This is a genomic window from Asticcacaulis currens, from assembly GCF_028550395.1.
In the GTDB taxonomy this organism is placed as follows: Bacteria; Pseudomonadota; Alphaproteobacteria; order Caulobacterales; family Caulobacteraceae; genus Asticcacaulis; species Asticcacaulis currens.
The window spans coordinates 42,822-67,358 of sequence record NZ_JAQQKW010000001.1 but is presented as its reverse complement, the minus strand read 5'-3'; the positions used below and the strand labels follow the sequence as shown (position 1 = coordinate 67,358).

19 protein-coding genes are annotated in these 24,537 nt (G+C 58.3%); 9 read left to right on the top strand and 10 right to left on the bottom strand.

From position 1 onward, the window contains the following. From PQU94_RS00250 to PQU94_RS00220, 7 genes are all read left to right on the top strand, one after another. Positions 1-879, top strand: a complete 879-nt coding sequence (locus PQU94_RS00250; protein ID WP_272739477.1) for a carbohydrate ABC transporter permease — start codon at positions 1-3, stop codon at positions 877-879. 3 nt (positions 880-882) lie between these two features. Continuing rightward, a complete protein-coding gene (locus tag PQU94_RS00245) occupies positions 883-2,184 on the top strand; it encodes an ABC transporter substrate-binding protein (protein ID WP_272739476.1) in 1,302 nt (433 codons plus the stop codon). Continuing rightward, positions 2,181-3,719, top strand: a complete 1,539-nt coding sequence (locus PQU94_RS00240; RefSeq protein ID WP_272739475.1) for a glycoside hydrolase family 28 protein — start codon at positions 2,181-2,183, stop codon at positions 3,717-3,719. The genes PQU94_RS00245 and PQU94_RS00240 overlap by 4 nt, the downstream gene beginning before the upstream one ends. Continuing rightward, entirely contained in the window at positions 3,707-4,885 is a 1,179-nt protein-coding gene (locus tag PQU94_RS00235) for a glycoside hydrolase family 88/105 protein (protein WP_272739474.1), read from the top strand. Before PQU94_RS00240 ends, PQU94_RS00235 begins: the two co-directional genes overlap by 13 nt. Next, on the top strand, positions 4,882-5,724 hold the full coding sequence (locus PQU94_RS00230) for a 2-keto-4-pentenoate hydratase (RefSeq protein WP_272739473.1): 843 nt from the start codon (positions 4,882-4,884) through the stop codon (positions 5,722-5,724). The genes PQU94_RS00235 and PQU94_RS00230 overlap by 4 nt, the downstream gene beginning before the upstream one ends. A 339-nt stretch (positions 5,725-6,063) precedes the next feature. Then, on the top strand, positions 6,064-9,012 hold the full coding sequence (locus PQU94_RS00225; RefSeq protein ID WP_272739472.1) for a TonB-dependent receptor: 2,949 nt from the start codon (positions 6,064-6,066) through the stop codon (positions 9,010-9,012). Positions 9,013-9,213: 201 nt separating this feature from the next. Beyond that, complete coding sequence (locus PQU94_RS00220) at positions 9,214-10,233, top strand: sugar kinase (protein WP_272739471.1); 1,020 nt, start codon at positions 9,214-9,216, stop codon at positions 10,231-10,233. Here the strand turns inward: PQU94_RS00220 and PQU94_RS00215 are convergent. From PQU94_RS00215 to PQU94_RS00205, 3 genes are all read right to left on the bottom strand, one after another. After that, positions 10,223-10,630, bottom strand: a complete 408-nt coding sequence (locus PQU94_RS00215) for a response regulator (RefSeq protein ID WP_272739470.1) — start codon at positions 10,628-10,630, stop codon at positions 10,223-10,225. The two genes, PQU94_RS00220 and PQU94_RS00215, sit on opposite strands and share 11 nt — an antisense overlap. Positions 10,631-10,692: 62 nt before the next feature. After that, entirely contained in the window at positions 10,693-12,624 is a 1,932-nt protein-coding gene (locus tag PQU94_RS00210) for a M1 family metallopeptidase (RefSeq protein WP_272739469.1), read from the bottom strand. Between the two features lie 131 nt (positions 12,625-12,755). Continuing rightward, positions 12,756-14,543, bottom strand: a complete 1,788-nt coding sequence (locus PQU94_RS00205; RefSeq protein WP_272739468.1) for a DEAD/DEAH box helicase — start codon at positions 14,541-14,543, stop codon at positions 12,756-12,758. 607 nt (positions 14,544-15,150) lie between these two features. On the opposite strand from PQU94_RS00205, the gene PQU94_RS00200 reads away from it, so the two are divergent. Further along, on the top strand, positions 15,151-15,543 hold the full coding sequence (locus tag PQU94_RS00200; RefSeq protein ID WP_272739467.1) for a PilZ domain-containing protein: 393 nt from the start codon (positions 15,151-15,153) through the stop codon (positions 15,541-15,543). Positions 15,544-15,654: 111 nt separating this feature from the next. On the opposite strand, the gene PQU94_RS00195 is transcribed toward PQU94_RS00200, so the two are convergent. The 3 genes from PQU94_RS00195 to serA form a co-directional block, all read right to left on the bottom strand. After that, positions 15,655-16,038: a hypothetical protein gene (locus PQU94_RS00195; RefSeq protein ID WP_272739466.1), complete on the bottom strand. Its 384-nt coding sequence runs from the start codon at positions 16,036-16,038 to the stop codon at positions 15,655-15,657. Positions 16,039-16,131: 93 nt separating this feature from the next. After that, positions 16,132-16,890 carry a hypothetical protein gene (locus PQU94_RS00190; protein ID WP_272739465.1) on the bottom strand — a complete coding sequence of 253 codons (759 nt, stop codon included), beginning with the start codon at positions 16,888-16,890 and terminating at the stop codon, positions 16,132-16,134. A 299-nt stretch (positions 16,891-17,189) separates the two neighbouring features. After that, entirely contained in the window at positions 17,190-19,118 is a 1,929-nt protein-coding gene (serA, locus tag PQU94_RS18270; RefSeq protein WP_272739464.1) for a phosphoglycerate dehydrogenase, read from the bottom strand. A 228-nt stretch (positions 19,119-19,346) separates the two neighbouring features. Here serA and PQU94_RS00180 point away from each other — a divergent pair, with 228 nt between their 5' ends. Continuing rightward, a complete protein-coding gene (locus PQU94_RS00180; RefSeq protein ID WP_272739463.1) occupies positions 19,347-20,249 on the top strand; it encodes an Hsp33 family molecular chaperone HslO in 903 nt (300 codons plus the stop codon). Positions 20,250-20,373: 124 nt separating this feature from the next. Here PQU94_RS00180 and PQU94_RS00175 read toward each other — a convergent pair whose 3' ends face one another. The 4 genes from PQU94_RS00175 to PQU94_RS00160 all read right to left on the bottom strand — a co-directional run bounded on the left by PQU94_RS00175 (position 20,374) and on the right by PQU94_RS00160 (position 24,536). Beyond that, positions 20,374-21,255, bottom strand: coding sequence for an AraC family transcriptional regulator (locus PQU94_RS00175; RefSeq protein WP_272739462.1), 882 nt, complete (start codon positions 21,253-21,255; stop codon positions 20,374-20,376). A gap of 380 nt (positions 21,256-21,635) precedes the next feature. Continuing rightward, complete coding sequence (locus PQU94_RS00170; protein WP_272739461.1) at positions 21,636-22,379, bottom strand: phosphoadenylyl-sulfate reductase; 744 nt, start codon at positions 22,377-22,379, stop codon at positions 21,636-21,638. Positions 22,380-22,396: 17 nt separating this feature from the next. Then, positions 22,397-22,906, bottom strand: a complete 510-nt coding sequence (locus PQU94_RS00165) for a DUF934 domain-containing protein (RefSeq protein WP_272739460.1) — start codon at positions 22,904-22,906, stop codon at positions 22,397-22,399. Then, entirely contained in the window at positions 22,893-24,536 is a 1,644-nt protein-coding gene (locus PQU94_RS00160; protein ID WP_272739459.1) for a nitrite/sulfite reductase, read from the bottom strand. The genes PQU94_RS00165 and PQU94_RS00160 overlap by 14 nt, the downstream gene beginning before the upstream one ends. Position 24,537 lies beyond the last annotated feature (1 nt).

Here is a 24,537-nt window from a genome sequence, read left to right as displayed (position 1 = left end):
ATGGCGTCTTCGCTTAATCCTGTCGATCATGGCTGGCGCAAACACCTGCCGCTGGTCAATGCGTTCGTGCGCTACGGCCTGCTTATTCTGGTGGGCTTCCTTATGATCTATCCTCTGTTGTGGATGATTGGGGGGGCGTTCAAAAACAACGCGGAAATCTTCTCTTCCGTTGGCTTTATTCCAAAAGCTCCGACAACGGACGGCTTCATCAACGGCTGGAAGACCTCGACCGAGTACTCCTTTGCCACCTACCTCCTCAACACTATGAAGATCGTGGTACCGAAGGTCATCGTCACGGTTATTTCGTCAGTGATCGTTGCCTATGGATTTGCGCGCTTTGCCATACCCGGCCGCAAATGGCTTTTCGCCCTTTTGATGGCCACGGTCTTGTTGCCGAAGTCAGTGCTGTTGATACCGCAATACCTGATGTTCCGCGAATTTGGCTGGCTTGATACCTACCTGCCCCTTTATGCGCCTCAGGCCTTTGCCACAGAGGGCTTCTTCGTCTTCATGATCATCCAGTTCATGCGCTCTCTGCCGCTTGATATGGAAGAGGCGGCCGTGATGGATGGCTGCAATTCGTTTCAGGTCCTGACCCTGATCGTCTGTCCGGTCATTCTCCCCGCCATTATTTCGGTCGCCCTTTTTCAGTTTATGTGGTCGATGAACGACTTTCTTCAGCCGCTGATCTACCTGTCTTCGGTCGAAAAATATCCGGTGGCTCTGGCACTGAAGATGTCGATTGATGTCACCGAAGCGACCTCGTGGAACGAGATCCTGGCGATGTCCACCATCGCACTCGCCCCGTCGCTGATCCTGTTCTTTGTGGCGCAGAAATACTTCGTTGAAGGCGTCACGTCCGGTGCGGTGAAGGGGTAGGATATGAACGCTTACAGACTTCACCGCCGTTTCATTCTTCTGGGCGCCTCTGCCGCGGCGCTTTCCGCCTGTTTGAAACCGCGCCCCGCCCCAACGTCAGGGCGCGAGCTCCGTATGAGCTGGTGGGGCGGATCGTCCGCGCACAAGGCCACGCTTGAGGCCTTGCGCCTCTTCGAAGAGAAGCATGGTATCCGCGTGCGGGGCGAATATACGGGCTTTGCCGGGCATCTGGAACGTCTGACGACCCAGATCGCCGGGGGCACGGCACCGGATGTTATGCAGATTAACTGGTACTGGCAGACCCTGTTTTCGCGCGACGGCACGGGATTTTACGATCTGAGCAAACTCAGGGACAAGCTCGATCTCAGCCAGTTTGATGCCCGCACGCTTAGCATGGGCACCAATAAGGGCGTGCTGAACGCCATTGCCGTGTCGAACGCCGCGCGCCTCTTTTATCTCAACCAGACCACCTATCAGAAGGCGGGCCTCAGCTTGCCCACGACCTGGGACGAGTTGTTTGCGCGCGGGCCGCAGTTTAAGACGAGGCTCGGTCAGGGTTATTATCCGCTGGATGGTCTCTTTCTGGAGTTCATCGCTCTGGCGCGCACCTATGTGGTCCAGGGCACGGGTAAGCCTCTTATCAATGCCGAGACGAAATCGCTCAACTGTACACGGGCCGACATGTACGACTTTGCGGGTCTTTATGCCCGCATGACGCGCGACCACGTCTGGCCCAGTGCGCAGGTGCGCGCCTCCTATGGCAATGTGGCGCAGCAGGAGATGCGACCGTGGATCAATGGCCAGTTCGCCGGAACCTTCCAATGGAACAGCTCGATCGACAAATATAGCGATACGCTGGCTGCAAAACAGACACTGGCGCTGGCACCCTATCTGTTGCGGCCGGGGGCGAAGGACGCTGGAATGATGTATCGTCCCGCCATGATGTTCGCGGTCAACGCCAAAACGCCGTATCCGGACGAATCGGCGTTGTTGATCGAGTTTCTGCTTAATGACCCCGACGGCATCCGCGCCATGGGGTTGAGGCGCGGTGTGCCGGTGTCCAAAGCGGCGCGCTCCCTGCTCAACAAGGAAGGGCTGATCACGCCCATCCAGCAGCAGAGCGAGGCGCAGCTCGCCGCCGCACAAATCAACGTGGTGGAAAGCCCCTGGTTCGAACACCCGCGGGTGCGCGACGGCTTTCAGGATATTCTGGAGGCGATGGGCTATGGCCGACTGAGCGAACGCGAGGCTGGCGATCGCCTCTACGACGACATCAACGCCATCCTGCACCGCGTCGTGCGATGACGCGGTTGTGCTGCCTCGCCGTCCTGCCCACAGCTCTCTGCCTTGAGCTTGATGAGGCCGGCATCTTCGCTGCCGATGCCGCGCGCGACATCTTTGTAAACGAACGTCTTGCCCTGCAGACAGACAGAAATGTCTTTTCGCTTTATGACCTGAAACCGGACAGCGTCTATGAGGTCCGCGTGGGGAGCGAGCGACTGGTGGTCCGTACCGCCGCCTGCAAAGCCGTGCTCGATCCGCGGGCCTTCGGTGCCAAAGGGGATGGCATTAGCGACGACACATCCGCTCTCCAGGCGGCCCTTTCGGCCTGCCCACCAGGTGGCCTCGTGCGCATATCCGCCGGTCAGTACCTCACCGCGCCCCTGTTCCTGAAGAGCGACATAGCGGTCGAGCTGGGTGAGGGCGCAGAACTCCTCGGTCATCGCGAGATCTCACGCTGGCCGGTATTGCCGGGTCTACTGCCTGATAGCGACGGGGTTGACCGTACGTGTCTGGGGTCGTGGGAGGGCGAGGCTGAGCCCTGTCATGCCGCCCTCCTAAATTTCCTCTTCGTCCACAATGTGCAGCTTTACGGGCGAGGCGTGGTCGATGGTCAGGCGGGTTTTGACACATGGTGGGCAAGGCCCAAGGCCCGCTTTACAGGCTGGCGCCCTCGTCTCGTCTTTATGGTCGAATGCGAGCAGGTCATACTTCAGGGTATAACCCTGAAAAACAGTCCATCCTGGACCGTCCATCCCTTGTTTTCGCGCGGCCTGACCTTCGCTGACCTCTCTATTGAAGCCCCGTCAGACAGCCCCAATACGGATGGCCTCAATCCGGAAAGCAGCACGGATATTGTCATCAGTGGCGTCGACTTTTCCGTGGGCGACGATTGCATCGCTTTAAAGTCCGGGAAAATCAGCATGGCCAGGCGAAACGTGCGTCCGACACGGCGTGTTCGCATTTCCAACTGTCGGATGAAGGACGGCCATGGGGCCGTGGTCATCGGATCGGAGATGGCGTGCGGTATCTATGACGTCACCGTACAGAACTGTCTGTTTATAAACACCGACCGGGGTATACGGCTTAAAACGCGCCGCGGCCGTGGCCGCGACGCCGTGGTCAGAGGTCTTGACTGTCGCCATCTGCGCATGGAAGGCGTTGGGACTGCGTTTGTGATCAACAGCTTCTACTGGTGCGATCCGGATGGAAAAACGGACTGTGTGGCCGATCGCAACCCACGCCCGGTTGATGACGGTACGCCCTCTATCGGCGACATCCATCTGAGCCATATCGACGCCAAAGGTGTACGCCATGCCGGGCTCTATGTGCTGGGCCTACCGGAGCAGCCGGTGGAGGGCCTGACGCTCGACCATATCCGTCTGCGCTTCGACAGGGACGCGCAGCCCGGTGAACCTGATATGGCGGCCTCGATTGCGCCCGTGGCGAGACTGGGCGGCCTGATCGCCAACGTCAAAAATCTGTATACCCACATGCTCGACATAGAGGGCCAGAAGGGCGAAACCCTCACTCTGGAAAACGTCACATGCTTGACCTGAAACACAATATCCCCGTCGATGTCAGCATCGCACCGACGCAGCGCGCGTTCGATCTGTCGCCGCAGACTTCCGCGTCTCTGGCGCGCTTTGGCGATGCCGTCCCCGCCTTCATCACCGGCTATTTCCGCACCTGGGAACCCTATCGCCCGCACTGGAACTATGAAGACGGCGTGGTCTGGAAGGGGGCCCTTGACCTCTATCAGGTGACGCAGGATCGTGTGTTTCTCGACTATATCCTGACCGAGATGCAGAGCCGTGTCCTGTCCGACGGCGCCATGCCGACTTTCCATCCGCAGGAATATAATATCGACAATGTTAATGGCGGGAAGATTCTGTTTCCGCTTTACGCCATTACGGGCGAGCCCCGCTTTCGCACGGCGATGGATGTGCAGTTTGCTCAGCTTAAAAACCATCCGCGCACACAGTCCGGCAACTACTGGCATAAGCAAATTTATCCGCATCAGGTGTGGCTGGACGGCCTCTTTATGGCGCAGCCCTTCCAGGCCGAATACGCCCGCATCACGCAGGATGAAGGCCTGTTTGCCGATACGGTGGCGCAGTTTCGCTTTGTCGATCAGACCCTGCAGATAGACAATGGCCTTTATGCGCACGGCTGGGACGAAAGCCGGTCTGAGCGATGGGCCGATAAACAGACTGGTCTGTCTTTAAATGTCTGGGGTCGGGCCATGGGCTGGTGGATCGGGGCGCTGGTCGATGTCTATGAGGCGTCCGAAGGGTTCAGCGAGGCCCTGCGCGCCGACATTGCCGACATCACCCGCCGCACGCTTGAGGCGTTGTTGAAGTTCCGGTCGGAAAACGGCCTGTGGTATCAGGTCGTCGATCAGGGCGCGCGCGAAGGCAATTACGAGGAGGCCTCGGCCTCCTTGATGGTGGCCTATGGCCTGATGAAGGCGGCGCGTCTGGACATCATGCCGCAAAGTGCAGGCCGCACCGGCGTCGAGTCGCTGAAAGCCGTCTTTGCGCGCTTTGTGACGCCTGGCGCGCTAAACGGTGTTTGTGGCGTAGCTGGCCTTGGCAATGTGCCTTATCGCGACGGCTCTTACGCCTACTACCTCTCCGAAAAAATCACCCCCAATGATCCTAAGGGCGTGGGGGCCCTGATGTGGGCCCTGTCCGAAGGGATACGTACAAAGGACACCCAATGAGCCTCAAAGAGATTGCCCAGAACCTTGTCTCCGCCCGCCGTTCGGCCCGTGCGCTCAGCGATTATCCGGGCCAGATTCCGGCTGGCTTAAGTGACTCCTACGCCATTCAGGAAGAGGCGATCAGACTTTGGGATCGTCCGGTCGTCGGCTGGAAAATCGGGCGCCTGGCGCCGGAACGTCAGGCCGAACACGGCACTGAGCGTCTGGCCGGTCCCATCTTTGAGACCGTCTTTAAACCCTCCGAAGGCGAGGTCGAAATCCCGGTCTTTGAAAACGGTTTTGCGGCGGTTGAGGCTGAGTTTGTCTTCCGTATCGGCGTCGATGCTGAGCCGGGTAAGACCGACTATACCGAGGTCGAGGCTCTGCGTCTGATCGACGCCCTGTTTGCCGGGATTGAGATGGCGGGCTCGCCCTTGCCGACGATCAACAAGCTGGGGCCGACCGTGGTGGCGTCCGATTTTGGCAATAATTTCGGGCTTATTCTGGGAGCGAAGCTCGCGAGTTTCGATGAAACGAGCTCGCCCGAAGACCTGAGCGAGGCGGTTGTGAAGGGCTATGGCGCGACCACAAGGATCGACGGGGAGATTGTGGGGGAGGGCGGCCTTTTCACCATGCCTGGCGGACCTCTTAAGGCCATAGGGTGGCTCGCCGGACATCTGGCCGCGCGCGGACGGCCCCTCAAAAAGGGCCAGTTGATCTCGTCAGGTGCGACGACCGGCATTCATGACATCCTTCCCGGACAAACCTCGGTCGTCTCCTATGAAGGCCCTCATCACGCGGCCGCCGAAATTCATCTGAAGACCGTCGCCCTGACCGAGAACCGACCGGAAATCGGCTGATAAGATTGCAACGGACCGGCAGGGCGGGGCTCTCCTCAGCGCCCCGGTGTCTTCGTTCAGCCTTTCTTAAAAGACAATGCCCACACTCGGGCTAAGCGCCGCAAGAGCGCTCGTCGATCGGGAGGAAGACCTATGGCAGATTTGTCACCCTTTTAATCAACCTGAAGGAAGCCGCTTGTCTTTTAGACACGGTTGTGTCTAGCTAAGACCACTGACACCGGTTACCATGCGTTTGTGACACCGGTATCATTTCAACACTAAAAATGCCCGCTTAAGGGCGTCCATTGCCTGAGTATCGCGCCGTCAGAGCACGCACCGGGCTGAACGGGGAGTTACAAGATGAAAACAAAGTCAATTAACAGCCGAACTGCGTCTGCGATCACCTGGTATGGCGTCTCCGCTCTGGCCCTTATGGCCACGGGTGCAATGGCGCAGGAAGCCGCGCCTAGCGCTCAGGACGAGGTGGATACCGTTGTCGTTACGGGTTTCCGCAACAGTCTTCAGACTTCAATCAGTGAAAAGAAGAAGTCGAACGACATCGTCGATGTCATCAAGGCAGACGATATCGCGCAGTTTCCGGACTTAAACCTCGCAGAATCGCTACAGCGCGTTCCGGGCGTGGCCATTGACCGCGACGGCGGGGAAGGGCGCTCGATCACCGTTCGGGGTCTGAACTCTGAATTTACCCGCGTGCGTCTCAATGACCTGGAAGCCCTGGCTACTGCCGGCGGTAAGGATGTGTCCGGCGGCGCTAACCGGGGTCGCGGCTTTGACTTCAACGTCTTTGCCGCCGAGCTCTTCAACTCGCTCACCGTCCGTAAGTCCATCTCCGCAGAAGTCGAAGAGGGATCTCTTGGCGCCGTTGTTGATCTGCGCACTGCCCGCCCGTTTGATTATAAGGGCTTTACCATGGCCGGCTCCGGCCAGCTCGGCTACAACGACCTGTCAAAGGACACCTCGCCTCGCGGCACCTTCCTGATCTCAAATCGCTGGGCCGATGGTAAGCTCGGTGCGCTTTTGTCGATTGCCTACGGCGAGCGTCTTGCCGTCGAAGAAGGGCCTAACACCACGCGTTGGGAGAACTCGTCGTCGCCCGGCACCGCCGGTCGCTTTGGTGGATATTCGACCAACGGCGGTACGAGCTTCACCTCGATTGCCCAGTCTGGCACTCTGACTGACCCCGAAGCCATTAAGCTCACAAACGCGCTTCACCCGCGCATCCCGCGTTACGCGCGTCTTGAAACCGACCAGAAGCGCCTTGGGATCACCGGCTCCTTCCAGATGCGCCCGTTTGAAGGCACCCTGATTACGCTCGACGGTCTCTTGGCCGAATTTTCCGCTAACCGCGACGAGTGGGAAGTCGAAGCCATTTCTTTCAGCCGCTCGGGTGCGGGCCTGCCGCGCACGCAGGTTTATGACTACACCATAGATAACGAAGGCACGCTCGTTAAGGCCAAGTTTAACAATGTCGATATTCGCTCGGAACATCGCTTTGACGAACTGAAGACGACCTTCTCCCAGCTGAACCTGACCTGGGATCAGAACATCACCGACAAGCTCAAGATGCGTCTGTTGGTGGGGGCGTCAAATTCGCTTCAGGACAACCCTGAGCAAACCACCTTCACCTTTGATGCCTATGATGTTCAGGGCTATTCGTACGACTTTACCAATATGAAGGCACCTGTCTTCAACTACGGCAGTTCAAATGGCGCTAACCTCGATCAGGCCGCTTACTGGTCTTATGCGCCGAACGCCCTGGCGACCCCAACTGCGGCCGAAGGTGGCTCCACGGGTAGCCGTGGCGATGCCTCTCTCATCCGCATCCGTCCCCAAAGCGTCGAAAACAAGTTCAATACGACCAAAATCGACTTTAACTATGAGCTGAACGATATCTTTACGGTAAAGTTTGGCGGGTCGAGCAAGCACTATGACTTCACCAGCACTGAATATGGTCGTTACACAACAGCCGTTCAAACGCGCGATGAAGCGGCCAACCGCGTCAATGCGACAACGGGTCAAGCGACCGGGCTCGTCAATGCCGTGCAGGCAAACCTTGCCAGCTATGCCCAGACCGTCAGCGTCGGTGGCAACACCTACCTGATACCAAACCTCGACAAGTTCCGCAGCGATTTCAATTACGACTGTCGGTGCGTGAACCAGTATGGGGTCTTTACGGTTAACAACACCAACTCATCGTCACGGGCCAATAACCGCCTGGCCAAAGAAGATGACACAACGGCCTATGTCCAGGTTGATTTCTCAACGGCTATCGGTTCGATGCCATTCCGTGGGAACATCGGCGTGCGTAAGGCGGACACAAAGCAATGGGTGGCCGGTTATATCGGCCGAGGGACGAGCTCGGTTTACACGCAAATCGAGCGCAGCTACTCTGACACGCTGCCGTCGATCAATGTGAGCCTGTCGCCGTTTGAGAACTTCTTCATTCGCGCCGCCGCCTCCAAAGCCATGGCGCGCCCGACGCTTGCTAGCCTGTCGCCGGGAGGCTCCATCACGACCTCCTCGCAAACCTTTACTACGGGTAATCCCTACCTTGATCCCTATCGCGCCAATACGAAGGACCTGAGCTTCGAATGGTACGCTGATCGAGACACGCTGATCAGCCTTGGTCTCTTCCAGAAGGATATCAAAAACTTTATCCAAACGCTGACCAAGCAGGTCCCCTTCCAGGAGTTGGGCTTTGATCTGAGCCTCCTCGATGGAACAGGGCAGACAGGGTCAACCCTCTACACCGTCACCCAGCCTATCAACACACCGGGCGGCAAGCTCACAGGGTATGAGCTGAATGTGCAACTGCCGTTCAAGTTTCTCCCGGGCTTCCTCCAGCACACGGGCGGTATCTTCAACTACACGCATGTTGAGTCAAAGATCGACTACGTCGTCGCTTCAAGCCTGACATCTACGACCTACCGTCGCGAGAACCTTCTCGGGCTGTCGCCGGAGTCGTGGAACGTCACCCTTTATTATGAAGATGACAAGCTGTCCGGGCGTGTCGCTACAGCCTACAGAGCGGGTTATCTGAACCAGCTCAATCCAGGCTCGGGCGCAGACTTTGTGGGTAAGAACGAGACGCTGAACATCGACACGCAGATCACCTACAAGATCAACAAGAACTTTACGGTGGTGCTCGAAGGCATCAACCTCACCGACGAGTACGACGATCGATACATTGCCTACAACACAGCTCAGGGCAACACCGCCAGCAACCTGCTTCAGGACTATTCTCACCCCGGACGCCAGTACTATATGGGCTTCCGTTATAAGTACTGAGACGGCGACTGAATCAGTACGAATGAGCGTAAACTTTAGCTTCCGCACTGTGGGCGCCGGTTATCCGGCGCCCTTTTTTTGAAGCGCATGTATCTGGCTCCCAGGACCCAATGCGGGCATTGGGCTAAAAACCGCTTCACAGTTTTCAGGATGGGCTCTAAAGCCTTCCCTACAATCAGAAAAAGCCAACGGAAGACTGCCATGACCAAAGCCTTTACCTGTTTCGGGGAACTGCTGATCCGCCTGTCCACCGCCGGACGTGATCCGCTCTTTACCCTGCCGGAACTGACCCCCTATGTGGGGGGGGCGGAAGCTAATGTGGCGGTTGGGCTTGCCCGCCTTGGTCATTCGACGCGCATGATCAGCGTGGTGCCGGATAACGATCTGGGACACGCCGCAGCAGGCCAGCTTCGCTATTTCGGCGTTGATGCCACGCGCGTCACGACCGCCCCGGGGCGCATGGGCCTCTATTTCCTCACGACCGGCGGCATTCATCGCCCCTCAGACATCCTATATGACCGCGCGGGCTCGGCCTTCGCCACCGCAGATTTCTCGGCGTTTGACTGGGCGCAGTTGCTGGAGGGCTCGCAGTGGCTGCATGTCTCAGGCGTCACGGCGGCGCTGGGCCATAATGCCTTTCAGGGCGCGTTGAAGGCCATGCAGGTGGCGCGCACGCTCGGTATCAAGGTATCGTTTGACTGCAATTATCGCCCAAAACTCTGGGAGGCCTGGGGCGGCGATGCGCCCAGCCTTATCCCGCAGCTGATGGCGCAGGCCGACCTCATCTTCGGTGGCTATCGCGATATCGAACTGGTCTTTAAGACGACCTTTGCCGGTGAGGCGGGCAGCCACGTACGCAGCCGCGCCGCTGCTGACCACGCCTTCAGCGCCTTCCCCGACCTGAAGCGTCTTATCTGTACGCGACGTGAACAGATTAATGTCGATCACAATCGTCTGGCCGGTCTGATGTACACGCCAAAGGAAACCCTGGAGACCGAGACCTATGACATTGCGCGCATCATCGACCGCATCGGCGGCGGTGATGCCTTCGCCGCCGGTGTGCTGCACGGCATTCTGAGCGGCAGGAGCGACCAGGACGCCCTGAATTACGGTATTGCCGGGGGCTGCCTCAAGCACGCCATGCCGGGGGATTTTGCGCTGGCCACCGTCGCGGAGCTTGACGCCTTCCTCAGCAATGACGGGTTCGACGTCAGGCGCTGATACGCCACGACGATCCGGGGTTTCTTCGGGTGGCTTCAGCCACGGCCTCGATCAGGCGATCAGGATCGACGGGCTTCAGCACGCGCTGGGTCACCCCAAGCGCTGCCCATTCTCTAAGGTTGTCTTCGGTGCCGGTTACCGCGATAACCGGCGTGTCACGATTGGGGCCATCTGCCTGACGCAAGGCCGCCGTTGTCTCAAGTCCGTTGAGGCCGGGCATAATCATGTCCATGAGGATCAGATCGACCCTCTGGATCGCCGCGATCTCCAGCGCCTGATTGCCATTGGCAGCCATTACCGCCCGCCAGCCGAGCGGTTGCAGGAACAGAGAGGCCAGCCGGCGATTGACCTCGTGGTCATCAACAATCAGGACGGTACGAGCTTCGGGTAACGACATGGTACGTGTACGGAAATAAACAAATCTCCGTACACTTTAGAGGAAAAACCTTAAGGAGGGTTCTACTTCACAATCTCATCTACGGTCGCGCGCGTCACCGAGTGATAGAGCGGGCGAGCCTTAGCATAAACACGCTTGGCCATATCAACACCCCAGCCCTTTTGGGCCATCAGCGCCGTATAGAGCGGGCTTATGAATTTGCGTCGGCCCTGTGCGGTCAGGAAGGCCTCAAGGGCGGGCAGGGCTGGTTCATAACGATGATCAATTGCCAGTTTCAGCCAGGCAAACAATATCTCCGCATTGTGCGAGGTCGTAAAGCTGAAGGCCGCGTCAAGGTCCTTCATCTGCTCCGTCGTAAGCGTCTGTGGCAGGGATTCGAGGAAATGCTGCCATTGCTGCGTTACCCAGCCTTCCGTCATCAGTGACTTGGCCGCAGTCCCCTTGGTGAAGGCGTCCACCTGCGCCTCGACCTTAGCAAAGGCCTCCGATTGCGGTTTGATAGCATTGGAAGGCAGGCCGGGCTTATAGAGCCATTCGTTTAGCTTCAGACGATCTTCTGCCCCCGGATCACCTTTCAAGAGGGTCTCACGAAGGTCTTCGACAAAGCCGGCTGTCGTCATGCTCTTAAAGGCATAGCGTGTGAAGTAGCCTTTAAGCCAGGCATCAAACTTTTTGCGACCATAGGTCTGCTCAAGTAAGGTTAAAAGGGCGGCCCCCTTCTCATAGGGGATTTCCGAGAACCCGTCATCGGGATCGCGTCCCTTAAGGTCGGTATGCAGTTGGGTGAGCCCGGGCTCCTTTATGCGCGCGAGTTCCGCCTGAAGGCTCGAATAGCCGAGACTTTGCAGCATGAGCGCGCGGTCCTTGCCGTACATCTCCTCCATGATGCGGCTCTCAAAATAAACCGTAAAACCTTCATTGAGCCAGAAGTCATCCCAGGTGGCATTGGTGACGAGGTTGCCAGACCAGGAATGCGCCAGTTCATGGGCAATCAGTGATACCAGCGATTTGTCACCGGCCAGAATGGTCGGGGTGGCAAAAGTCAGGCGCGGATTTTCCATGCCGCCGAAGGGGAAGGATGGCGGAAGCACCAGAACATCATAGCGACCCCAGCGATAGGGGCCGTAGAGCTTCTCGGCAGCGGCGACAAACTTTTCCAGATCCTCAAGCTCGCTCGCCGCGCGCGCAACGGTCGCCTTCTCAGCGTAAACGCCCGTGCGATCGCCGGTCGGCCGAAATCCGATATCGCCGATCGCCAACGCAATCAGATAAGGCGCAATGGCCTGCTCCATCTTAAAGCGGAAAGCACGCAGGCTGGCGTTACCGGGTACGGCCTCGCCATCCGGCGTCAGCATTTCAGCACTCATAACGGCTTTAAGTGGGCTAGGCACACGAATGATCGCGTTATAGGTCTGGCGTACCATCGGGGAATCCTGCGTCGGAATCCACGTGCGCGTCAGGATGGATTGCCCCTGAGACAGGAGGAAGGGGTACTTCTTGCCCTCCGTTTGCGATGGATCGAGCCACTGCAGGGCCTGTGTGTTCGCAGTCGTCTTATACTTCACCACCACCTTCTGCGCGCCTTGCGGCAGTTCGATGGTTAGTGGCGCGCCTAGGATGGGGTTGGCCGCGCCGAGCGAATATTTAAGAGGTTCTCCCGAAGCATCTGTGACGCCCTCAATATCGAGGGCCTTGACATCCAGTATGACCTGTTTGGCTGTTGGTGCGGTTTCAAGCGTCAATGCCGCGGTGCCTTTAAGAACCTTAGCGCGGAAATCGGCCGTGAGGTCGAGATCGACGTGGCGAACGCGCGCCACATTGGGTTCGGCGTAGGAGTGGACATCCTTAGCGCTTCTGACAAGGGCGAGGGGGGCTGAATCCTCAGATGCCGCCTCTACCTTCGGCTCGCACCCCGTCAGAAAGGTCGTGCCCATCAAGGCCGCCATCAGGCCGATCGTCGTGCGCCGATCCGGCGCAAAACCCTTAGTCCGCATGTCCCAACTCCATATGACAGTACCCCCTGAAAATGTTTCAGGGGGTACCATGAAGTCGATTTAAAGCGGAAATGCGCCGCCTTAACAATGATAAAGTGTCAGGTGCGACGCGTGCATCGACCCCAACCCTATCAGCCGTTACGTGAGCGACGCTTCAGCTGTGCGCCTTCGGAACGATTGACCGGCTCATTGTGGTGGGCGCGCGGCTTTGTGTTGGTCTTGCGACCACCGAGCTTGCCACTGGCTGACTTACCAAACGGCTTCTTCTTGCGCTCGTCGACGCGGCGTTCACCGGTGGGGCGTTCATTGCCGCGTTCCGCTGCCGGGCGCGCCGGACGGTCTTCGAAAGCGCGGGTTTCACCACGGGCATCATCACGCTTCTTGAACGGACGCTCGCCCTTTGGCTTGTCGAAGCGGGGCTTTTCGCCGCGCGGCTTCTCAGCGAACGTCTTTTCGACGGGGAAATCGCGGGCGGCCCGGGTCGGCGCGCGTTCGGCGGCCAGCGGGTCGTAACGCTCGGTGCGTTCCGGACGCTCATTGCGAGCCTGGCGCTCGGCGCGGTTACCGAAAGCGTCCTTCTTGCCAAAGGTGCGCTCACCGCGGCTGTTGTCGCCATCGCGGCCATTGCCGCGGCGCTCGTCGCGATTGGGACGGTTACGCGAACGCTTATGCACGCGCTCGGCGTCCGGGTCGAGGTGACGCGCGGTCTTTTCAACCACGCGATCCGGCGTCTTCGGCTTTTCGGTCTGCCCCGAGGCGAGGATCGCTTCATCGAGAAGTTTCAGCGCCTGGTCCTTTCGGCGATCCCACGACGGGATGCGCTGGCGCGTGATGCGCTCAATATCTTTCAGAAGCTTGCGCTCATCATCGGCAACAAGGGTGATCGAGTGACCTTCCTTGCCCGCGCGCGCGGTACGGCCGATGCGGTGCACATAGGCTTCAGAGACAAACGGCAGCTCATAGTTGATGACGTGGGTGACGTTATCGACGTCAATACCGCGCGCGGCAATGTCAGTCGCAACAAGGGCACGGACTCGCCCGGCCTTGAAGGCCTGAAGCGCGCGCTCGCGCTGAGACTGATTTTTATCGCCGTGAATGGCCGCAGCTTCGACGCCGCCGGCCTGAAGATAGGCCGCCACGCGGTCGGCGCCACGCTTGGTGCGCGTAAAGATCAAGGTGCGGGCGAGCTTCTCGTCGGCATAAAGCTCCGACAACAGGGCACGCTTGCGCTGCTGCTCGATGAAGATGACCTGTTGGGTGACGCGTTCGGCCGTCGTGGCTTCCGGGGTGATCTCAACCTTCTTCGGATTGGTCAGCAGTTCGTTGGCCAGACCCGCGATTTCCTTCGGCATGGTAGCCGAGAAGAACAGATTTTGACGCTGGGCCGGCAGGCGCGAGGCAACCTGACGGATCGGCTTGATAAAGCCCATGTCGAGCATCTGGTCGGCTTCGTCGAGGACGAGGTGTTCCACGGCCTTCAGGTCAATGGTCTTCTGTTCGATATGGTCGATCAGGCGGCCCGGCGTCGCAACGAGGATGTCGATGCCGCCCTGGAGCGCCTTATATTGCGGGCCGTATTTCACGCCGCCGAAGATGGTGGCGATCTGAAGGCCCAGACCCTTGGAATAGGTCTTGAAGCTATCAGCGATCTGGGTCGCGAGTTCGCGCGTCGGCGACAAGACCAGAACGCGGCACGAACGCGGCGCCGGGATGATGCGATTGCTGAGGATGTGGTGGAGGATCGGCAGGGCGAACGCTGCCGTCTTGCCCGTTCCGGTCTGGGCGATACCCAGAAGGTCGTGCTTATCCAAAAGGATCGGTATGGCCTGCGACTGGATAGGGGTAGGGGTGTGATAACCCTCTTTTTCCAGCGTGGCGAGGAGGCTGGCCGAGAGGCCGAGATCTTTAAAGGTCGTCAAGACACTGCGCTTTCAATTGGGATGCGCGTACACCCGGAAAAGACCGGCGCACACCATCCTTCGGCCCGTACGCGCTCTTTGGCGTGGCGGGCGGTTTAGGATGAGGCCAGCGCGTGTCTTAGCTCTCGGGTTCATTTTTAAAGATTATCAAGCGCAAACGGCGTTCGCGCATCTGTCATCCGTTAAAACTGGCTTGTCGGGACTGGGTAGTCGCCCGACCTCACGCGGCCAGTCAGGTGCAGCATTGCGCCGCAGCAAAACGGCATATGCGATGCAGCGGTGGAAAAGTCAACCCCGTAAAGGAAGTCTTCACCGAAGACCGTCATAGTTCGCGCACGATTTGGTGCGTTGCCTAACGGCGTTCAGTACCCGGCTCTAAAGGGCCGATTCCAAGCGTTTTCGAATTAGTGTGCTTTTCTTTAAACCGCAGCCTGACCCGTGCGCTTGCGCACGTGCGTCTGAGCGCATTCGCAAAAAGAACCTTTTATAAATGCCTGTGCATTACCTTCACACCAGCGCTTCACCCCTAAGGACGCCGAACGATATGCCCGGTCCAAGCGGACGCCCGTCTTCGCCTACCGTGACTTCCCCGCAGGCGGGGGTGGAAGTGATCCAGCCGTACCAGCAGTTCACGAACCGTCGTTCCGAGCCGCGATTTGACTGTAAGTCGACGGGCACGCTTCTTTTGCTACCGAGTGGCACGGAAGTGCCCTGCGAAATCGTCAACCAAAGTGCTTCAGGGGCGCAGGTTCTGGTCAAAGATATGCCCCATTCCCCCGGAGATCTCTGGCTCCTCGATGTGCCCGGCCAGATGGTGAAGTTTGGATCCCCCGCATGGACCCAGCCGCACAAGATGGGGTTACGTTTTACCTTCGCGCACAAACTCGATCCTAATGGCGAGCGTCCGAACAGGGTGCCTGTGGGGGTATGGAAGGCCTGGCGTCGACTGGCCGGGCTCGATTTGCCGCCGCCGCAGGAAGATGTCTTTTTTCTGGATTAAAACAGATGCAACAGGGCCGGATTTCCTACGGCCCTTTTTTGTACTCAAGGGGGGACTCAGGGGGCCAGTTCAGGCGACCTCACGGACAAAATGACGACGACAATCGCCACACTATCCGCGGGTCTGGCCAATAGCCGCTCGAAGGTCGGCTTCTTTGGCCGCCAGGCGTTCCGTTAAGAGGCGCAAATCTTCAAGCAGGGCCTCATCCGCTGATTTGAAAGCAAAGCAGGTTTTTCCCTGGCGTTTCCTCTCTAAACTGGCCGGAACGAGCGCGTTTAATTCCGGCAGACTGTAGAGTGGCAGGAGATGGTAGGCCACATAGGAGGCCTTGATCGCAATCCAGCCAAACCAGGCGGGCTCTCCCGTCCGCGCTTCGATCCAACGCGTTTTGACGGTAAGACAGCAGTCCGATGCCTGCGTAACCGTCATATCTGGCGCCGCCTCAAGCATCAGCGCCTTGAGCGTTTCGAAAAGGACGGGAAAGTCCCGAAGCAAGGTAACGCCTCCTTATTTCTCGGTACACGCCCTATCCGGAATCCTGGAATTTCCAAAACACCGGACTGAGACGCTTAGAGATCGTCGACGACCTTACGCCTCAGGTGAGGCCGGTGCAATGATGGTGCAAAACTCATCCGTCTTGGAGAGTGACCGCGCTTCTCTCATGAATAAGCCCTGATACCAGCCGTAGGCCTGCGCATCATTGCCCAATGCCTCATAATTGGCTTCAAACCACGCCCTCGGTTCCTTGCCGGCGGGCACGGGATTGGGGAGCTCATCCAGAAAGCGGTTATAATTATCAAGCCGGGCAGCGAGCGCCTTGTCTCCGATTTCAGCGCGCCAGAAAGCGATTGCCACCCGGTTGGCATAGACTTCCCCATCCCAGAAGCTCTGGCCCTTGGAACGACCATTGAAGTCGGAGGCGAAATGACCAAGCTCGTGCGGGACAAGGAGAGAATTGAAAACCTCACCAAACTGTCCTTTCGCGTCCAGACCGAGCTTACCCTTCGCCGCCCACATAGACAGCATGCCTTGAATCTCCGGCGGCATTTCAGACCATCTGGAGGCGTGAACGCTCTTATCCTCAAAGTAGAACGAGATCAGCGTCGGGTGACTGTCGACGACCACGCCCGGTGTGTAGGGCAGTTTGGCGCCACAGGCATTCGCGCGCGTCACAAAGCGCTCCACGATCGACGTAATAGCGTCCTTTACCGGATCGGCCGTCTGAGCCGCCGCCGCTCCGCCTGTCAAAAAAACAAGCCCTGAAAAGAGCACGCCAGCCAAAAAGGCTTTTGCGCTATGGGGCGCTCTCTGCGTTCCCCTCACAGGTCTTCCCTTAAGCGCTCTCATCCTATCCCTCCTCGAAAAGAGAGAGCCTAGCACGCGCGCGGCAACAAGGGCAATTGAGATAACGATGTCTTTTTGTCTCGCCGGCCAGGGCAGCGGTTTGCGCTTGGAGCTCAATGGGCTCTGATGCCGATCAAGGTGCGCAGATCGCTCCGTCAGATCGGCGCCGGCTTCCACTTCAGGCCCGCCAAGGATCTCGCCAGGGGCGACTCGATGCTATTCTCGTGCGCCTTTTATGCAGGCCCGGCGCAATGCGGTCCTTCAAACAAGGCAGACTTAAACCTTTATGGTGAGCGCCGGTCTTAGACGAGCGAGCGGAATTTGAGCGTGCCTGTGACCGCTTTCAGTTCATCAAGGGCCTCGCGCGAATAGCCGCGGTCGACGTCAACGATCACGTAACCCAGTTGCTCGTTTGTCTTCAGGTGCTGAGCAAGGATGTTGAGATTATACTTCGCGATGACGTTGTTGATCGCCGCCATAACACCAGGGACGTTTTGGTGGATGTGCAGGAAGCGGTGACGCCCCTCGACTTCCGACAGCTGAACGTTTGGCATATTGACCGAGAAGGTCGTGTCGCCGCGGCTGATGAAGTTCAAAAGCCGTTCCGACGCAAACTCACCAATGGCTTCCTGCGCTTCTTCTGTAGACCCGCCAATATGCGGCGTCAGAATGACGTTTGGCAGCCCCATGAGGGCGCTTTCAAACGGATCGTCATTGGTGCGCGGCTCTTCGGGGAAAACATCGACGGCCGCGCCATAGATCTTCTTCGTGCGAACAGCCTCCGCCAGAGCCTCAATGTCGACGATATGGCCGCGCGAAAGATTGATGAACAGGGCTCCGTCTTTCATTTTGGCAAACTGGGCCTTGCCGAAGATGTTCTTGTTCTCGGCCCGCCCATCAACGTGCAGTGACAACACATCGGCTTCCGCTAAGACGGCGTCCATCGTCCGATAACGTCGGGCATTCCCCAAGGTGAGTTTTTCGGCAACGTCATAATAGATAACGCGCATGCCAAAGGCTTCGGCCAGTACCGAAAGCTGCGACCCGATCGCGCCATAGCCGATGATGCCGAGCGTCTTATTACGAACTTCGTGCGCACCGGTCGCCGACTTGTCCCACTTACCCGTGTGCATCTGGATGGACTTGTCATAAATGTTGCGCGTCAGAATAACCGTGAGCCCCATCACCATTTCCACCACCGAACGCGTGTTGGAATAGGGCGCATTGAAGACCGCCACGCCCTTTTCGGAGGCGGCTTTCAGATCAATCTGGTTAGTCCCGATACAAAACGCCCCGATCGCCATGAGCTTGTCGGCGGCGTCGAGGACCTTGCGCGTCACATTGGTCTTGGAGCGGATGCCCAGAACGTGCACGCCCTGGATGGCCTCAATCAAAGCCTCTTCATCAAGTGCGCCCTTCAACGTGGAGACGTCATAGCCTTCATCGCGAAAATGCTGAATGGCGACCGGATGAACGTTTTCCAGAAGAAGCATCTTCATGCGCGAACGCGGGAAGGAGTAGCGCCCTTCATACCCTTCGTTGTGTAAGACCTCATCGAAAGAGGCAACAACCTGCGTCGCCTCGCTGGCGGTCGTTGCGGCCACGACCTTTTCGCGGCTGACGTTTTCAGTGAAGGCGTAAAAGCGATCGGCGGCGCCGCCCTGAAACACCTCATAATCGGTCCATCCGTCGCCTACCATGACAATGGCGCCGGTGAGGTCAGCCCAGCTTCTGAGCGCGACGATCTTTCCGCCATCCTTAGACAAGGGATTGTCCTGGTCAACGCCCGTGGCCACGCCCGCCTCGTCGAAGATCAGGCGATTGGCCAACACGTGCTCGGGCTTGATCCCAAACTCGGCTACGACCGGATCGATGAATTCGTGAAATCCACCGGAGATGATGCGGATCTTACCGGGATTTTCCTCAAACACCTTGCGATTGCGGGCGATCGACGCCGACACTTGTGCCTTCAAGGCCTCCGCCAGCGCCTCGATATCAGCGCGCGAAGGCTTAAGAATGCTGATACGACGTTGCAGCGCCTCGCCGAAGCCGATTTCTCCCGACATGGCGAGGTCTGTCAGCTCCTTAATCGACTTCAGGTCCGTCAGGCGTGCGGGATCGCTCGAAAAGAGCTGCTCGGCCAGAACATCGAGGGCTTCAACCTTGGTGAAGGTTGAGTCAAAATCGAGAACGAGCGTGGCGAGATTTACGCTTGCGGGAGCCATGTGCATGTTCGCATCCGAAGGGGAGAGGAGCGCGCCTTAAGGCACGAAATTAATGCGCGGAATTAGGACAAAAGCCCCTGCAAGACAACCGCCTTTGTCAGTAAATCCGCTCTGCTTGGCTTTTTTTGACCGGCCGGATCGGTTAAGGTGTCAGTATTGCCGCAGTAATGCCTTGAAACCGGTCAAGGCTGAAACTATCTCCGCCGCTCCTGTCCCTTTTTGTGTGATTTTCTGATGACCTCCTATCCTTTGCCGTCGCAGGACTATGCCGCCCGCTTTGTGCTGGACACGCTTCCCGTGCACGGGCGTCTGGTGCGCCTCGACGAAACGCTGAATGCGATTCTTGATGCCCACGCCTATCCGGATGCGATTGCGACCCTTCTGGGCGAGGCCTGTGTGCTGGCGGTCATGGTCGGCTCTGCGCTGAAGTTTGAGGGACGTCTGATCATGCAGGCTCAGGGACAGGGCGTGGTGCGCTATGTCGTGGCCGACTACGATACACGCGGCTCCCTGCGCGGTTTTTGTCGCTTCGATCCCGAAGAACTTAAAGCTCTGGAAGCGGAAAATGTCGGAAAGTTCCAGTCCCTGGGCGCGCAGCAGCTTCTGGGGCAGGGGACCTTCATAATGACGCTTGAGCCCGATGGTATGGGTGATCGCTATCAGGGGGTAACCCCCATCGAAGGCGATAGCCTGTCCTTGTGCGCCGAGCACTATTTCGCACAGTCCGAACAGATCCCGACGCAGATCAAGCTCGCCGTTTCTCGCGAAACGACGCCTGACGGTGAACGCTGGCGCGCGGCCGGGGCGATGATCCAGGCCCTGGCCGGCGATGATGCGCGTGGCGATACGCGTGAAGCCTTCGATCACGTGCGGGCCTTGTTTGCGACGCTCGGCGAAGAAGAGCTTACTGACTTCGAGCTTGAAGCTGATCGCCTGCTCTTTCGTCTCTTTCACGAGGACGGCGTGCGTCTGTCGCCGCCTAAGCCCATCGCGAAGCTTTGCCGCTGCTCGCAAACCCGCGTCGAAGAACTTGTCCGCTCCTTCTCGGTGGATGAGCAGTCAGACATGCTTGAAGCGGACGGTCAGGTGCATATTACCTGCGAATACTGCTCCAAGACCTTCTTCGTGGCGCCGTAACCGTTATCCTCTCGAGGACTATTAAGGCCTTTGCTTCCCTGTGCCTGTGCCGGCAGCGTCTATCCTGCCAGTCAGGAGACACCCCACGACCCCGCATCAGGGAAGCTGCCATTGCCGAAATAGTCTATTTCAGCGGCAAAAAGAGTTCAGCCACCGCCTCAGACTCCGGCACGTCCGGGAAGAAGCTCAGACGCTGGCAATAGATCGGGAAATCGCGGGTTTCTTCGCCGCTGGCGGGAAGCCACGTCTGATATAGGTAAAGGGCGGCGGCCTCCAGATTATCGGTGTGGCCAATAACCCTCAGTACCGCACAGCGACCCGCTGGGATCAGGCCCGCCTTCATGGGCTTGTCCTGTTCGCCAAGCAAACGATCGGTGCCGACACACAGGTCCATCCGGTATTCAGTGTCTGGCGTCGTATGCGGATCGCAATGGAAGATGTTAAAGGTCGGGCTTGTTTTTGGGGTCAGACCCGTGGCTTTGCGCCACGCGATAAAGCGCTTGATCGTTTCGCCAATTGAGGAGGGGGCGCCCCGATGCTCCATAATGGCCACAGGGGTTGCAACCACGTCGCGGATCGTCACGTCGTCGGCGGTAAAGGTCTTTTGCATGAGCTTGCTCCTTGCAGCATCGAGAGGGCCAAAAGCGGCCAGCCACGGCTCCCAGTCGGGTGACTTGCGAAACGACGAGGGTGATTGTCCAAAGCGTTGTCGAAAGGCGCGGGCAAAGGCATCGGGTGAATCATATCCGGCATCCAATGCTATGTCCGTGACGCTTTGGGCCTCGTGATAGGCCAGCCGGAATGAAGCGCGCTTCATTCGGGCGAGGTGGACATAGCGATGGACAGACAAGCCGAAGGTTGCCACGAACTGCCGATGGAAGTGAAATTTTGAAAAGGCCGCAACACCGCTCAACACATCCAGACTGAGCTCTTCCTCAGTCTGCCGGTCGATATAGTCCAGAACGCGTCGCATTCGAGCCTGATAGTTTTCAATCGCCGCCGTCATCGTCCCTTGCTCCGTAGCGGCACTATCTAGACATTGATCGCTTTAATCCGCGCGACCGATCTTGCGCTTTGACAGGATATCACACGCCTTATGAGCACGCCCTATGCGTTGATGCAAAGAGAGCGGTTGCCGCTGTTGGGCGGCTCCTAGCACGTCACCAGATCAGAAAGGGCTCGCGCTGCATAGGGCAGGGGCGCGCACATATATAAAGGGGCTGGAAGGGCGCTTTCTCTGTTGAAGGGAGCCCAGGTTAGCCTTCATGGTGGGCGTGTCGCGAAGGCGCCTGCCCCCGGATGATCATCCTGAACGCTTCGACTTCAGGCGGCCGAGGTGTCACTGACGCGAGGCCGTGGGTGACACATCTACGCAACGTGGCGGGTTTAGATCCCCTCGCCGCCGTCATAGACATTTAAATGGATGCCGCACTCAGTCTTATCCTGCCCGGCCCAGCGACCCGAGCGCGCATCCTGGCCCTCTTCGACAGGCTTCGTGCAGGTAAAGCAGCCAATCGATGGATAGCCTTGAGCCACCAGAGGGTGTTCGGGCAGATTGTGGGCACGAATATAGTCAGCCACGTCCTGCGCGGTCCAGTTTGCCAGAGGATTGATCTTGAAATTGCGCCCGTCAAACTCGACAACGGACAGGTTGGCGCGGGTCGCGGCCTGATGGCGCTTACGGCCCGAAATCCATGCGGCGTAGTCCTTTGTTACCGCGGCCAGAGGCCTGGTCTTTCGAAAATCGCAGCACGCGTCCGGGTCGTTCTGAAAAAGGGTGTTTTTCGGATCAAGGGCACGGATATCTTCCAGCGCCGGGCGCAGATTAGTGAGGTTTGTGAGACCGAGCGCGCTTATCACTTCGTCGCGATACTGCAGCGTCTGAAAGAAGTGGCGGTCCGTATCCAGAAAGATGACCGGTGTCGTGCGGTCGATTTTTGAGACCAGGTGCAAAAGCGCAACCGCATCGGCCCCGAAGGACGAGGTGAGCGCGATACTGCCCACAAATTCCTGCCCGATGACGTCAGCCAGAATCGACTCTGCGTTCCAGCCCTCATATCTGGCAGACAGTTTGCGCGCGCGTTCGTGGTCGGGCGTATCGGCCACCAGATTGTTTATCAGCACAGTCATTGCGGAGATTCCTGCCCTCACGCCGGATGGCGCAGGGCCCAAACAGGTTTCAGACCGTCGGCGGCGGACTGATAGGCGTGTGTGTATAATGAGCGCGCGTGTCGGATGGCGCCCGCCGGATCAGCATCCTTCAAAAGGAAGCTGTTAAAGCCGCAGCGCATCATCCAGAAAAGCTGATCGCGCAGCACATCACCGACGGCACGCAGTTCACCGTCAAAACCCAAATCCTGCCGCAAAATACGCGCGGTGGAATAGCCGCGCCCATCGCGATAGCCTGGAAAGGCGACCTCGATCAGGGCCACCTTCGATAGAAACGGAGCCAGTTTTCGAACGTCATCGCCCGGGGCGACGCGCACCCCATAGCGGCCGTTCAACCCGTCAAGTTCGTTAATCGCGCGCCCAAAGCTTAATACCGCCTGGTCAACGCCGAGCGCGTCGTCGTCGGCCAGCAGCGTCCACCCATTGACGTTTACCTCGCCCTGATCGCTGACCAGTTGCGGCGCGTGTGAGGAATTAAGCAGGCTCATGCAAGGCTCCGGCAAAGGCTTCACGGCCAAGGCGGCCTACGGTGTCAATAAAGCGCTCGGTCTCGTCCGTTCGCAGTTCAAGATAGAGTTTAATCAGACGTTCAAGTGCGCCCGGTACCGCTTCGGCACTTAAGCCCTTGCCGGTAATGACGCCAAGTGCCGCCTGTTCATCCGCACGACCGCCAAGCAGGATCTGATAAAACTCCTCACCCTGCTTATCGACGCCCAAAATGCCGATGTGACCGACATGGTGATGGCCACAGGCATTGATACAGCCCGAAATCTTGATCTGCAGATCGCCAATCTTGTCCGTCAGTTCAGCATCGGCAAAGCGCTGCGAAATATCCTGCGCCAGCGGGATGGAACGGGCATTCGCCAGCGAGCAGTAATCGAGACCGGGGCAGGCGATCATGTCGGTTATCTTTCCGACATTGGCAGAAGACAGACCGTTCTGATCCAAAAGACGGTAGAGCTCGTAAAGGTCCGCCTTCGCCACATGCGGCAGGATGACATTCTGCTCATGGCTCACGCGCAATTCGCCATAGCCAAACCGATCGGCGGCATCCGCCATCGCGTCCATCTGCGCTGACGACGCATCGCCTGGCGGAAGGCCTGTAGGCTTGAGCGAAATCGTCACTGATACGTGGTCGTCGCGGCGGTGGGCGAGTGTATTGTTACGCACCCAGCGGGCAAAACCGGCATCTGCCGCCTTGGCGCGCTCAAGCGAGGCCACATCAAACGGCTTTTCGGCATAGGCGGGTTGCGGGAAGAAGCTCTTGATGCGCGCGATTTCAGCGTGCGGCGCGTCGATCTGCGCCTGATCAAGTGTCGCCCATTCCTCTTCCACCTGACGCGCATATTCCTGCGGGCCTAACGCCGAGACCAGGATTTTGATACGCGCCTTGTAAATATTATCTCTGCGGCCATACCGGTTATAAACGCGAAGCGCGGCTTCGAGGTAGCTTAGCAGCTTGTCGCCAGGCAGGCCCGACTTGATCAAATGCCCCAGGTGCGGGGTGCGACCCATGCCGCCACCCACATATACATCAAATCCCTTATCGGTCAGTTGCAGCCCGATATCGTGCACGCGAATAGCGGCGCGGTCGCGCGTGGCCCCCGTGATCGCAATCTTAAACTTACGCGGCAGGAAGGTGAATTCCGGGTGGAAGGTAGACCACTGGCGGATCAGCTCCGCAAACGGACGCGGATCGTCGATTTCATCCTTTGCCGCTCCGGCAAACTGATCGGTGGTGGTATTGCGAATGCAGTTCCCGGAGGTCTGGATGGCGTGCATCTCAACCGCGGCCAGGTCTTCGAGGATCTGCGGGGTATCGGCCAGTTTAATCCAGTTGAACTGAATGTTCTGGCGCGTCGTGAAATGACCGAAATCACGGTCATAGGTACGCGCAATATGGGCGAAAGTGCGCATCTGACGCGATGACAACACGCCATAGGGAACGGCAATGCGCAGCATATAGGCGTGCAGCTGGAGATAGAGGCCGTTCATCAGCCGTAACGGCTTGAACTGATCCTCGCTCAGCTCACCCTTCAGGCGGCGTTCGACCTGATCTTTGAACTCGGCATTGCGCGCGGCAACCATTGCGTGGTCGAACTGGTCATACTGATACATG